Raw genomic sequence first — 14,003 nt, 5'->3', positions numbered from 1 at the left:
GTCTCGTGGGCTCGGAGATGTGTATAAGAGACAGATATAATTTGGTTGATGATAGTAATCCGGTATTAATGAATATATATGTGAAATAAAAAAATACATTTTTTAGCGTTGTTTTGACCTATGATAAATGAGAAAGGTCAGTAGAGAACATGAACAGGAAATACTAAGTAAATGAGGATTAATTTATGCTTAAGAAGCTTTGTATATATATTCCATCTATCCTTGTTTTGTTATTTGTGTTAGAATGGCAATATGCAAGAAAGTATTTATTCTACGAAAAAAAAACTATGCTCCCTTTAGAAGTTGCTTTACAGGCGGCAGGTGGAAATAAAAAAGAACTTCAAAAAGTACTTCACTATTATAAGAAGAATCCTATTGATAGTCTAAAATATAAAGCAGCTTGTTTTTTAATAGAGAATATGCCTTTTTACATTTATTCTAGTGGAGAACAATTAGAGAATTATAAGTCTTATTATGCTTGGCTAAAAGTACGTAAGGGTAAAACTGCGCAACAAGTTTCGGATTCAGTCAAGAAAGTCTTTGGTGCAATGAAAGAACCTAAAAAGAAACGCGATATTATGGAAATGGATTCTGCATATTTGTGCCATAATATTGATTGGGCATTTAAAGTTTGGCAGGAGCAACCGTGGGGAAAGAATATTTCGTTTGAAACATTTTGTGAGTACTTATTGCCTTACCGAATAGGGGATGAACCGTTAACTTATTGGCGTGAGATATATTATAAGAAATACAATTCATTGTTAGATTCATTGCGGATGTCTGACACCTTGGATAAAGAAGATCCATTAGTGGCAGCCAGATATTTAATGGCGAGATTGCCGGATAAAAAGACATTCTTTACTTCTATAACTCCCTTTTCTTTCGGACATATCGGACCTGAATTTGTACAATATAAAGTCGGTAGTTGTAGAGAATTGGCAGATTTTGAGATTTACTTATTTCGTGCTTTAGGTATTCCTTGTGCAATCGACTACTTACCTGCACGTAATGATACGAATTTCGGGCATCTTTGGACAATAGTATGGGATAAAAACGGAGAAGGATATATGTCCGACTTTATGACATTTTTGACACGTGTTCGCAAATGTGCTTTGTATCGGCAGGGAGGAACTGCCAAGATATATAGATATACATTTAGTGTAAACAGAGAGTTACATGAACAGATGTCACAATATGGAGAGAAGGTACATCCATTTTGGCATATTCCTAAGTTTAAGGATGTAACTTTTGATTATGCGTATTCATACCAAAAGAATCTGGTCATTCCTTTGGAAAAGCAGTATAAAGAGAAAAGGAGTGGGAGGATTGCTTATTTATGTGCCAGTAATAGAGATCGTTGGATTCCGGTTGATTGGACAGAATACGATGCCGGTCATTTGGCTTTTCGATATGTTCGTAAAGGGGCAGTTTTAAGAGTTGCCACTTATGAAAAAGGATCATTACATTTCTTGACTGATCCTTTTTATCTGGATAAAGAAACTAATGCCCCTCACTATTATTCCGTCGGGAAAAAGACGCAAGATATGGTTTTGTATGCTAAGTTTAATCTTAAAGAAGAAAGTAGTTTTAGAAACAGAATGATAGGGGGTGTTTTTACCGGAAGCAATCATTCGGATTTTTCGGATGAAGATACACTGTTTATTATACAAAGTAAACCTGATCGTTTGAATACTACTGTAAAATGCTGGTCTGATAAAGAATACCGTTATCTTAGATATATCGGTCGACCTAAAGCTCATTGTAATGTTTCAGCACTCGCCTTTTATGAGAAAAATGATACTGTTGCTTTAACGGGAAAGATAATAGGAACTCCCGAACACGAAAAACAGAATGGGGATCATGACTATACCAATGTCTTTGACGGGAAAACATGGACTTCTTTTGATTATTCCAAACCCACCGGTGGATGGGCGGGATTGGATTTAGGAAAAGAAGTAAAAGTCGATCGTATAGTTTATACTCCGCGGAACAGGGATAATTATGTTCGACCTGGTGATGTATATGAATTATTCTACTGTGAAAGAGACTGGCAATCTGCCGGGACAATCAAGGCGACTGCCGATTCACTGGTGTTTCGGAATATTCCGGAAAATGCATTATTACTTTTACGAAACCATACTCGTGGAAAGGATGAAAGAATTTTTGTTTATGAAAATGGAGAACAACAATGGAGGTAAGGTTTAATATCAGACAAGTTGTAATGTGGAGGATAGTTTTATTTTCAGGAATTATCTCCTTGATATGTGCTTGTTCTTATTCCGGTAAGAAGGTGTGTCCTCCTTTTGATATTTCTTTCTCCGGACATACGTTGTTGGCTATAGCTCCCGGTTTTACCATAAAGGCAACAGAAGATACTTTAAATAAAACCTATCCGTGCTTAAGATCGGGGAAAATGTTTCCGTTGACGGGTATTTTAAAGGTGGATGGTAAATCTTACCGTTTTTTAGGAGGAGATTCGTTACGTATATCCTCTCTAGCCCCTCTTTCAAACGAGAACCTGGGATGGCAGGGAAAATATTCTTATTTATTTCCGGGCAGAGGATGGGAACAAAGGGAGTATAATGATTCTTTGTGGAATAAGGGTAAAGGTGCCTTCGGTTCGGAAAATGGGAAGTTTCAAGCCCATACAGTATGGGGAGCGAAAAATATATATGTTCGCAGGCACATTACCATTGCTAACAAAGATACTTTAAAAGAACGCAAAGTCTATCTCCGTTATATTTATGATGATCAGATAAAGCTTTATTGTAATGGAGAATATTTGTTAGGAGAAGAAGCATTTCTTCCTCAAACGGGATGCTATCGTTTAACGGATGAAACAGTAGCTCAAATTATTAATGGTGATAATGTTATAGCAGCTTATGGGGGTAATGCGGAAGGTACTGCTTTTTTGGATTTTGGTTTATATGTGGAAAATAAGACTTATGTTGATGTGAAACCTGCAATATTGAAACAAATGAATATGCAGGCTACACAGACTCATTATGTTTTTCAATGTGGAGATGTGGAGCTTCTGATTGATTTTGTTTCACCTTCCTTGTCGGAGAAATGGGATATGACAGGATGGCCTGTAGGTTTTCTTTCTTATCAGATTCATGCAAAAGATGAAAAGGAGCATACAGTGGAAATTCTGTTTGATGTAGATATGGAGTGGTTATTGGGTAGGAGCAAGGTGGATAGTTGGTGTGAACAGAATTGGCGTTTTGCCAAGTCCGACAGTTTATATTTAGCTATGGAGGCGAATGAATCAACTTTCTCTAGTGAGGATGGTCATGTTATTTTATCTCAAAAGTTAAGCGCAAAGAATGAGGATAAAGGTGCATTGCTAATAGGGTATGAGGAAGGGCAGACTTTACAATATGGGGGTGAAAGTTTGTCCCCTCTTTGGAAGAAAAATAGAACAGGCGAAATAAAAGAATTAATGAAATCTGTTGGAGATAGATGGCAGGAACTTAAAGAAGAATGCGATAAACAGGATTGTCAGTGGAGTGCCAGAGCTTTTCAAGTAGGTGGTGAAACATTTGCAGGGCAGATGCTTCCTTCTTATCGTAATTTTATATCTTCCCATAGATTTGTGTTATCATCAGAGAATAAAATATTTTGCTTTGGAGATACTTTAGGTAATATCAGGGAGGCTTATGAGAGTTTTTCTACTTTGCTCTATTTTAATCGTATCGACTGGATGAAAAGCCTATTGGATCCTATATTTGAATATTGTGAAGATAATCATTGGGTAAAGAGATATCCGCCTTATGATATAGGTTTGTACCCTATTATTAATAAGCAGGTAAAATTGGATGATAATGCAGTGGCGGTAGCTGCTGACATGTTGATGATGATGGCTGTGATTGTAGAAGTGGAACAGGATTTCAGTTATGCTGATGCACATTGGAATCTATTGTGTTTATGGGCGGATTATTTGCGAGAGAAGATGGAAAAAGACGTTTATCCTTGCGAAGGATTATTAAATGAGGATGATGAACGTGTGAAATGCGTGTTGGGGCTTATGGCTTATCGTAAACTAATTCAACTGAAAGAAAGCGTATGAGCAAAGTGAGGAAAATTTTGGCAATATTAGAGAATCTGGCATTTTTCGTATTTTGCATGGTGCTCATTCTCTTCTTGGTACAACTATTTTGTTTTACCTCGTTTAAAATACCTTCGGATTCTATGGAACCGGTACTAAAGGATGGAGATCGGATACTGGTTAATAAGATGATAAAGGGAGCTAGGTTATTTAATGTGTTTGCTGCTTTAGATAATGAAGACTTCACTATTCATCGGATGCCCGGATGGGGAAACTTTAAGAGAAATGATATATTGGTTTTTAATTTTCCTTATCAGCAAAATCGTTGGGATAGTATTCGAATGGACGTGATGCAGTATTATGTGAAGCGGTGTATCGCTCTGCCCGGAGACACATTGGAAATCAGAGGAGGATTTTATAAGATACGTGGTTGCAATGAACAGGTGGGGAATTATCAGGCTCAACAGTATATTGCAAATTTGCAGCATCCGAAGCAGCACGGGATTGTCTTTGGTACATTTCCATATAACAAACAACTTAAGTGGAATATTCGTGAATTCGGACCATTGCCTGTTCCACAGAAAGGACATGTGGTAGAAATGGACCGCACTACTTATCATTTGTATAAGCAATTGATAGGTTGGGAACAAAAGAAGAAATTGCGTCTGAAAGACGGACAGGTGTTATTGGGAGACAGTCTGATTTCTCGATATCGTTTTGAAAAGAATTATTATTTTGTATCTGGTGATAATATGGCTAATTCGCAGGATTCAAGGTATTGGGGGATGCTGCCGGAAGAATATATTGTAGGCAAGGCTACCCGTATCTGGTATTCAGAAGACAAATTTACGGAGAAACCTCGTTGGGATAGGATGATGAAGAAAATCAAATAAAGGCATATTGACTATCAGATTTAATATAAAATTAGTTACGTATGAAAAAGAAAATTTATTTAAAAATGGCTTTAGGAATTACATTACTAGTGATGATTGGTACTAATATTTGTAATTCGTTTAAAAAAGAGACATTATCTGATTTGGTTCTGTCTAATGTTGAAGCGTTGGCAAATAGTCGTGAGAATGGCGATAAGACTTGGACAGCTCCTAGGACAATTGCATGTGATTATCAGCAAGGTCCGTGGCATACTGCCAGCATAGAAAGAATATGCGAATTTTGTGTAACTCCTAATTCTTGTACACCCAGAGCTTGTGGAATGTAATTAAAAAATGAATAAGTGTATTATTATAATAATGGTAGTTTGTCTTACTGTGTCGTGTACTCATAATAAAACGTCTTTAAGTATCGGCCCCGGAGTTGTCTCTCTGTCTAGTCCACAGGACGTTATCGTTGAAATGACAGGAGAAACTTATGATAAGCTGGAAACTATATTGCAACAGGTATCTTACGTTAAACTATCGGCGATTCCTTTGTTAAGCCGTATTAAAAAGATCCAGATTGCGGATGAACGAATTTATTTATGGGATCTTGTAGTAGGCATTGTATGTTATGATATGTCCGGTGAATTGTTATTTCAATTGAATGCTAGAGGGCAGGGTCCCGGAGAATATACGGATATAAATGCTTTTGCAGTAAATGCTAGTTTGCATCAACTGGTGATTTATGATAATATGAAACAGTCGTTGATGTTTTATTCGACCGAGGATGGTAGGTTTGTCAAAAGTGAGAAGTTTAATAAACCTACACCGGCTGAAATAGCCTATTGGGGAGGATACTTCTTTTATCATAACCGTTTACATCGAAACTATCAAGATGATATTTCTTTGCATTATTACCTGTTAGCGTCAAAGGATGGCATTACCATAGGGAAACGATACTTTAAACATGAAAATAATAAAGAAGACTATCCATTTTCGCCTTCAGGACACAATTTGTATGATAATAATTCGAAGTTGTATTATTGTAGGGATTTTGATAATATTGTTTATCAGATTCATGAAGATAGTGTTGTTCCGCGTTTTCGGATTAATTTGCCGAACCCCTTGCCAGCATCGATGATAGAAGAGAGACCTAATGAAATGAGTTTGTTGCGTTCAGGATACTCCTTAGGTATAACTGATATATATGAGTATGGCGGATTATTGTTTTTTCGTTTTGTGAAGGATGGATATATTTGGTCTTGTTTATATAATGTAGAAGAGAGTAAACAAGTATACTGTGCCAAAAGGATTAAATTTCTGGATTCATCTTTAATTGATACGATTGACGGTATTTATAAGGATTGCTTTTACAGCATATTGACACCAGAGTATCTCGATTATGCTTTTTCTGAAAATCCTCTTGAGGATTATCCGGATTTATTTAAAACGTATGATGTAGAGGGAGATAATCCGGTTATTGCTTTTTATCGGGCAGTAGTCAGATAATTGAAGAACATGAAAGTCAAATTCAAGTTGATAAAAATTGAAAGGAAAGGTATGGCGGGTTTGATAGCACTCTTAGGAGTTGCGTTAATCCTGTGTGTAGTAGCTTTTCCTACTCCGAACGACATATCTGTTGGTGAAATGGCCTATCAAAAACTATGGTTGGGACGCATGACTGTTGTTTTTGCTGTGTGTTGTTTGCCTTTTCTTTGCTTGAATAAGAAACAATATCTGTCTTTTCCGTCAATAGTGACGTGGGTATTGATTATATTGGGAGGGATTGAAGCTATATGGGGCTTGAGGCAAATATATGGTTTCGCTGTTTCTAATCATTCCTTATATGCACTTACAGGGTCTTTCTATAATCCGGGACCTTACTCGGGATATTTGGCAATGATATTTCCGCTTTGCCTGCATGAATGGCTAAATTTGAAAGAAAAGACGGAACGTACATGGATAGAACAGGGAAAGTATTACATGGCATTAGGAGTGATGCTGTTGATTCTTTGTGTGCTACCTGCCGGAATGAGTCGTTCGGCTTGGATTGCCGCCGCCGTATCGGGCGCATGGGTGTATGGAATGCACATTTCATGGGGAAGTAAACTAAAGGAGATTAGAAAGATATATAAGAGAAAAGTTGTGTTGGCCTGTATTGCAGGAAGCATTATATTCATAGTGATTGGTTACTCACTTTTTCAGTTAAAAGCAACTTCCGCCAATGGGCGCCTGTTCATGTGGAAAATTAGTACTCTTGCTATTGCTGAAAGTCCTCTTATAGGACATGGAACTGGGAATTTTGTTTCAGCTTATGGCAGGGCACAGGAGAGTTATTTTGCAAACGAAGAGTATTCGGAAACGGAAGAATTGGTGGCGGGTAGTCCGGAATGTGCTTTTAATGAATATCTTCAAGTAGCAACAGAATATGGGATTCCTTTTTTATTTGTCGTTTTATTAATAATTGCGTTTTGTCTTTGGAAGGGGAGTAGGGAAGGACGAATAGGTCTTTGTGGAGGTATAATTGCAGTGTTGGTATTTGCTTTTTCTTCTTATCCGATGCAGATTCCCGGATTTGCAGTGACCTTCTATTTTCTGCTGGCTGCTTGTGTTATTGGACGCTCGAAGATAATGCTATTATTTTTTATTTCGATAATAATTCTATTAGGGGCATATTATTGGAAAAACAATCAATATGATGCATGTAAGAACTGGTATCGTAGTAAAATGCTCTATAATATCGGAGCATATCAATCAGCTAAAGAAGAATATGAGACGTTGTATCCCGAATTGAAGAATCGGGGAGCCTTTCTTTTTGAATACGGGTATTGTTTGCATAAATTGAAACAATATGATAGTTCGACTGTAGTTCTGGAAGAGGCAATGAAGCACAGTTGCGACCCAATGCTCTTAAATATTATAGGTAAGAACTATCAGGCAGTAGGAAAGTATGAGAAAGCGGAAGAGAGTCTGATTCGATCTACGCATCGACTTCCGGGACGAATTTATCCATATTATCTTCTGGCAAAGCTATATGCGGAGCCGGAATACCAACAACCTGAAAAATTAAAGCGTATGGTTGAGGTTGTATTGACAAAAGAACCGAAGGTTCAATCGACAGCCGTAAAAGAGATGAGAGTGGAAGTAAAGAAATTATTGAAACAAATAAACTGATAAATATGATGAAACACAATAGTACATGGTTATTGTCATGTCTGGCATTAGGGATTCTGATAACGTCTTGCTCTGGCAAGAAAAACGATGTAGATAAACAGGAACAAAGTGTTTCCACTGTTCTTCCTGATGCTAAGAATGAAATCACTACTCAAATACTAAAGAGACGTGATTTTCATCACGAATTGGTCAGCAACGGTAAAGTAAGTGCTCTCGGACAGGCTGATCTTCGTTTTGAGACAAGTGAAGTGATCGCCCGTATCTATGTGAAGAATGGCGAACATGTACATAAAGGGCAGAAATTAGCTGAACTGGATAAATTTCGCTTGGAGCAGAAGCTATCCCAAGCGGAAGATGCTTTATTGAAAGCCGAATTGGAACTGAAAGATGTATTGATCGGACAGGGATATACCTCCGAAGATTTCAGCAAAGTTCCTGTGGAAACAATGAGACTTGCGAAAGTGAAGAGTGGATATGAGCAGTCGAGATCTCAATATGAATTGGTGAAAAGGGAAACAGAACATGCTACATTGGTTGCTCCTTTCGATGGGATAGTGGCTAATCTGTTTTCTAAACCATATAATTTAGCTAATACTTCCGAGGTGTTTTGTACGGTTATTGATACCCGTGGGATGGAAGCTGATTTTACAGTGTTGGAGAATGAGTTGGCTTTTATTAAAACAGGTGATAAGGTGATGATTACTCCTTATGCCGGAGGAGATTCGTTTGAAGGCAGCGTATCTGAAATCAATCCATTGGTAGATTCGAACGGAATGGTAAAGGTGAAGGCTGTAGTAAACGGACAAGGAAAACTGTTCAGTGGTATGAATGTAAGAGTAAGTGTCAGAAGAAGTTTAGGGCAACAATTGGTCATTCCTAAAACGGCTGTTGTGTTACGCTCCGGTAAGCAAGTGGTATTTACTTTACAAGAAGGTAAGGCTATGTGGAATTATGTACATACGGGATTGGAAAATGCAACGGAATATGTTGTTTCGGATAAATCACAGAAAGGGATTGAAGAGGGGTTACTGGAAGGAGATACGATTATTGTGACCGGAAATCTGAATCTGGCACATGAAGCGGCAGTAAAGGTCAGTGATTAACGGGTCAGTGATGAGTGATTAGTGGAGTTAATTGATAGATAGAAAAACATGATAAAATTTTTAATCCAGCGTCCTATTGCCGTATTGATGGCTTTTACTGCCTGTTTCATAATCGGGCTAGTGACATATAATACTTTGCCTATATCATTGCTTCCGGATATTGCCATTCCGGAGATAACAATACAGGTGTCTGCCGCCAATACCTCTGCCCGTGAACTGGAAAACACGATTGTGAAACCTTTACGGGGACAACTGATTCAGGTGTCTACATTGAAAGATATTCATAGTGAATCGAGAGACGGAGCAGGTATGATCCATCTGTCTTTTGATTTCGGTACTAATACGGATCTTGCCTTTATAGAGGTCAATGAAAAAATAGACGCTGCAATGAATTATCTTCCCAAGGATACTGAACGCCCGAAAGTTATTAAGGCAAGCGCAACGGATATACCCGTGTTTTACCTGAATCTGACCTTAAAGAATGATAGTGCTTATAGTACGATAGGACAGCAGTCTTTCCTTGATTTGTGTGAATTTGCCGAATCGGTGATCAAGCGAAGGATAGAGCAGCTCGAAGAAGTGGCTATGGTAGACGTGACCGGATTGGTGGAGCGTCAGGTACAGATTGTACCCGATGAGGATAAGCTGGCTATGATGGGGTTTTCCATTGAAGATATTGAATCGGCTTTGGCTGCCAATAATGTGGAGCCGGGTAGTATGACAGTACGCGACGGATACTATGAATATAATATAAAATTCTCCACTCTGTTGCGTACCGCAGAAGATGTGAAAAATATATACCTGCGTAAGGGAGACCGCATTGTCCAACTAAAGGACTTCTGCAAAGTTACTATCGTGCCCGTAAAAGAAAAAGGCGTATCTGTGTCGAATGGGAAAAGGGCGGTGACGCTGGCTGTTATCAAGCAGGCGGACGAGAATATGGATAAGATGAAGCAGTCTCTGGTAAGGACGATGGAGCATTTTAGACAGGTGTATCCTGATATTGATTTTAGTATTAGCCGCAACCAGACAGAATTGTTGGATTACACGATCTCAAATCTGCAACAGAATCTAACTTTAGGTTTCCTTTTTATCTGTCTGGTAGCCGTCCTGTTTCTGGGAGATGTGAAATCTCCGTTGGTGATCGGACTTAGTATGGTAGTTTCTATCGTGATTAGTTTTGTTTTCTTCTATCTGTGTAATATGTCACTGAATATCATTTCCCTTGCCGGATTGATTTTGGCTTTAGGAATGATGATTGACAGCTCGATTATCGTGACCGAAAATATATCCCAATATCGGGAGCGGGGCTATTCATTGCGTCGTGCCTGTATAACAGGAACAAGTGAAGTGGTGACACCCATGTTGAGTTCTTCCCTGACTACCATTGCCGTGTTTGCTCCTTTGATTTTTATGAGTGGTATTGCCGGAGCTATCTTCTATGATCAGGCTTTTTCGGTTACAGTGGGATTGATGGTTTCGTATTTTACCGGTATTATGCTTCTTCCGGTGCTTTATCTGCTGGTCTATCGGACAGGTATTCATGCCCGAAAATGGAAATGGCTTTCTTTTAAATTCAATAACCCGATAAAGGATCACACATTGGATCGTTTTTATGATGCCGGGGTAGATTGGGTGTTCCGTCACAAAACGTTTAGTGTATTGTTTTGTGTTGTCTCCATCCCGCTTTGTGTATTCTTCTTTTTCTTTATCGACAAGCAACGGATGCCTGATATAGAAGAGAATGAATTGATTGCCCGGATCGAGTGGAATGAGAATATTCATGTGGATGAAAACAGGAGGCGCGTGGATGAGCTTTTTAGAGATTTAAAAGAACAGGTATTGGAGCACACGGCATCTGTTGGCAGGCAGGATTTTCTTTTGAATCGTGAAAGGGAACTTTCTTCTTCCGAAGCGGAACTCTATTTCCGAACGGAAACATCAGAAATAATCGCTCCTTTGCAACAGGAAATATACCATAAACTGAAAGAACGTTATCCGCTTTCCGTTATTTCTTTCTCTCCACCGGAGACTGTATTTGAGAAACTCTTTGTAACGGGAGAACCGGATATCATAGCCGAATTTTACACTCGTAATAAGGCAAAAGCACCGGAAGCGGAAACGATCCGGAGTGTGGAGCTGGAGTTAGCCCGTAGGACGGGAATTGCTCCTACAGGCATTGCTTTTGAGAACCAGTTGAACCTAAGTATCAATAAGGAGAAACTATTGCTTTATCGTGTTGCTTACAATGAACTTTATAGAGTTTTGAAAACTGCTTTCCGGGAAAATAGTGTGACTATGTTGCATTCTTACCAGCAATATCTTCCGATCAACGTTGCGGGCAGTGAGAAGACGGTGAATGAAATATTGCAGGAAACACTGATACAGACTGAACCGGACAGTAAAGGCGACAGAGAGTACATTCCACTCCGGGAACTGGTGACGGTTACTCCTGCCGAGGACTTGAAGAGTATTACTGCCGGACGTAACGGGGAGTATGTTCCTTTTGATTTTTATGGCGTACAGGACGGAAACAAACTGATAAAGGAGGTGAAACAAACGGCAGAAGATATGAAAGACTGGGATACTGGATTCTCCGGCAGTTTCTTTTCTAACAGTGAGATGTTGGATGAATTGGTGATCATCTTATTTATTTCACTGTTACTGATGTATTTTATTCTTGCCGCACAGTTTGAAAGCTTTTTGCAGCCTTTGCTTGTTTTGGCGGAGATACCGATTGACCTCGCATTTGCACTGCTTTTACTCTGGATTTGCGGACATACGCTGAATTTGATGTCTGCTATCGGGTTGATCGTTACCTGCGGTATTGTAATTAATGACTCTATTCTGAAGCTGGATGCTATCAATGAATTGCGTAAGGCGGGTGTTCCGCTATTAGAAGCGATACATGAAGCTGGCCGTAGGCGTCTACGACCGATTATCATGACTTCTCTGACTACCATTTTCGCAATGGTGCCACTGCTTTTTTCTTCGGATATGGGTTCGGAGTTACAAAAACCGTTGTCTATTGCTATGATAGGAACAATGTCGATTGGTACGGCGGTGAGCTTATTTATTATACCGTTACTTTACTGGTTCATTTACCGTAACAAGAAAATAAGTAACAGCTAGAAAGTAATAACTAATAGTTCTAAAATGAAAGTTATGAATAGATTAAAGAAAAGAATTCCTGTCTTCCTCTGTGTCTTCTGTATGTTTGGTGGTGAATCTTCACTTTGGGCACAGAAACACCTGGTATTGGATTTGAACAGGACAATTTCTCTTGCTAACGACAGTTCGCTGGAATCATTCCGTACGCAGAATATGTATTTATCCGGTTATTGGGAGTATAGGACTTTTCGGGCAAATCGTTTGCCTAGTCTGACACTGGATGTTACTCCGGCACAATATAACCGGGATATAACGAAACGATACGATTCGGGACAGGATTTGGATGTATACCGTACGCAACAGTCTTACTATGCTTATGGAGGATTGAGTGTAAAACAGAACTTTGATTTAACCGGAGGTACTTTTTATCTGGAATCGAATCTTGCCTATATGCGTAACTTCGGAAGTAACAGTGCTACGCAACTTACGAGTGTTCCCATACGAATCGGATATTCGCAAAGTCTGGTAGGATATAACTCCTTCAAATGGGAACGGAAGATAGAACCGTTGAAGTATGAGCGTGTGAAAAAGGAATTTCTCTATAATGTGGAAAAAGTGTCGGAAACGGCTACGAATTATTTTTTCTCTTTGGCTATGGCGCAGGCAGAATATAATCTTGCTAAAGAAAACTTGGCTTCTACGGACACATTGTATCGTATCGGGCAACAACGCCATCGAATTGCAGCTATCTCACAGGCTGATTTGTTGACATTGAAACTGGATCGCGTGAATGCGCAGAATACATTGCAGAATAAAGCAAGTGACCTGAAACGGGCTATGTTTTCACTGGCTTCTTTTCTCAATCTGGATAAGAATACGCAAATCAAACTGGAACTTCCTTCCCGCCCGGAGATGGTGGATATTCCGGTAGATGAGGCTTTGAGGTGGGGCAGGAATAATAACCCGCAATTGTTGGAACTGAAACAGAATGTACTTGAAGCGGAACGGAATGTAGATAAGACGAAGAAAGAATCTCGCTTTAACGCAAGTGTGAATGCCAGTATCGGTTTTAATCAGGTAGCGGATAACTTTGGAGATGTGTATCATAAACCGATGCAGCAGGATTTGGTGGCAGTCAGTGTTTCTATTCCGTTATTGGACTGGGGTGTTCGTAAGGGAAAGTATAATATGGCAAGAAATAATCTGAATGTAGTGAAGATCTCGGCACGTCAGGATGAGATTAGCATCGAGGAGGAAGTGATTATGACGGTAAGTGATTTTAATATCCAGCAGCAATTGATAGCCAGTGCGGAAGAAGCGTTGGATCTGTCTATACTTGCTTATAATGAGACTAAACAGCGTTTCATTATCGGCAAGGCGGATATTAATAGCTTGACTCTTTCTCTCAACAGGCAGCAACAGGCACAACGTAATTTTATCTCTGCCTTGCAGAACTACTGGCTGAATTATTATAAGATACGCCGGCTTACTTTATTTGATTTTGCAGCGAAGCTTTCACTTTCGGACAGGTTTGATTTTAATGGAGGAAAGTTGGTTAAATGATAATTTTGCGGAGTGCCCTGAAAGGGCTTAATTATATAGCGTAGGGCAACGCCCTACGTAAAAACGACAATCTGAATTTGCGCCCTGAAAGGGCATAATTGTATACGGTTCCGCCCTTTCAGGGCTTGT

9 protein-coding genes are annotated in these 14,003 nt (G+C 39.1%); all 9 read left to right on the top strand.

The genetic code is table 11. The features are described 5' to 3' along the window. Positions 1–185: 185 nt before the first annotated feature. The 9 genes from LPH68_RS23955 to LPH68_RS23915 all read left to right on the top strand — a co-directional run bounded on the left by LPH68_RS23955 (position 186) and on the right by LPH68_RS23915 (position 13,874). The gene (locus LPH68_RS23955; RefSeq protein ID WP_230297175.1) at positions 186–2,198 is read left to right on the top strand and encodes a transglutaminase domain-containing protein; all 2,013 of its coding nucleotides are present in this window, start codon (positions 186–188) and stop codon (positions 2,196–2,198) included. Further along, on the top strand, positions 2,189–4,069 hold the full coding sequence (locus LPH68_RS23950) for a DUF5127 domain-containing protein (protein ID WP_049702656.1): 1,881 nt from the start codon (positions 2,189–2,191) through the stop codon (positions 4,067–4,069). The genes LPH68_RS23955 and LPH68_RS23950 overlap by 10 nt, the downstream gene beginning before the upstream one ends. Further along, a complete protein-coding gene (gene lepB, locus LPH68_RS23945; protein WP_004312287.1) occupies positions 4,066–4,941 on the top strand; it encodes a signal peptidase I in 876 nt (291 codons plus the stop codon). Before LPH68_RS23950 ends, lepB begins: the two co-directional genes overlap by 4 nt. Before the next feature lie 41 nt (positions 4,942–4,982). After that, positions 4,983–5,267, top strand: a complete 285-nt coding sequence (locus LPH68_RS23940) for an NVEALA domain-containing protein (protein WP_008648102.1) — start codon at positions 4,983–4,985, stop codon at positions 5,265–5,267. A 7-nt stretch (positions 5,268–5,274) separates the two neighbouring features. Beyond that, complete coding sequence (locus LPH68_RS23935) at positions 5,275–6,432, top strand: 6-bladed beta-propeller (protein ID WP_008648100.1); 1,158 nt, start codon at positions 5,275–5,277, stop codon at positions 6,430–6,432. 9 nt (positions 6,433–6,441) lie between these two features. Next, positions 6,442–8,097: an O-antigen ligase family protein gene (locus tag LPH68_RS23930; RefSeq protein WP_151923477.1), complete on the top strand. Its 1,656-nt coding sequence runs from the start codon at positions 6,442–6,444 to the stop codon at positions 8,095–8,097. Between the two features lie 8 nt (positions 8,098–8,105). Then, entirely contained in the window at positions 8,106–9,200 is a 1,095-nt protein-coding gene (locus tag LPH68_RS23925; protein WP_151923479.1) for an efflux RND transporter periplasmic adaptor subunit, read from the top strand. Between the two features lie 48 nt (positions 9,201–9,248). Further along, on the top strand, positions 9,249–12,332 hold the full coding sequence (locus LPH68_RS23920) for an efflux RND transporter permease subunit (RefSeq protein WP_151923478.1): 3,084 nt from the start codon (positions 9,249–9,251) through the stop codon (positions 12,330–12,332). An 81-nt stretch (positions 12,333–12,413) separates the two neighbouring features. Further along, the gene (locus LPH68_RS23915; RefSeq protein WP_085931287.1) at positions 12,414–13,874 is read left to right on the top strand and encodes a TolC family protein; all 1,461 of its coding nucleotides are present in this window, start codon (positions 12,414–12,416) and stop codon (positions 13,872–13,874) included. Positions 13,875–14,003 lie beyond the last annotated feature (129 nt).

It is taken from the genome of Bacteroides sp. 1_1_30 (assembly GCF_020982715.1).
In the GTDB taxonomy this organism is placed as follows: Bacteria; Bacteroidota; Bacteroidia; order Bacteroidales; family Bacteroidaceae; genus Bacteroides; species Bacteroides xylanisolvens.
The sequence above is the reverse complement of the archived record's forward strand: the minus strand, read 5'-3'. Positions and strand labels throughout refer to the sequence as shown.